A 201-nucleotide genomic window follows, 5' to 3' on the forward strand; every position below is an offset into this window, starting at 1 on the left:
GACCGCCTCCCCGCCGCCCCCGACGACCGGATCGTCGCCACCCGAGTCGGCCCGATGGTGCTCGCCGACTTCCTGGTCACCCGCTGTGTCGAGCTCGTCGTCCACACCGACGACCTGAACGACGCCACGGGCCTGGCCGTCCCGTACGACCGTCAGGCGCTCGCCGCCTGCACCCGCCTCCTCGCCGACGCCCTCGCCGCC

1 pseudogene is annotated in these 201 nt (G+C 75.1%); it reads left to right on the forward strand.

Annotation, left to right across the window (positions count from 1 at the left end):
* Positions 1–201, forward strand: a pseudogene (locus J0695_RS39525) (maleylpyruvate isomerase N-terminal domain-containing protein); the annotation flags it as partial.

The organism is Streptomyces beijiangensis, assembly GCF_017315755.1.
GTDB lineage: Bacteria > Actinomycetota > Actinomycetes > Streptomycetales > Streptomycetaceae > Streptomyces > Streptomyces beijiangensis.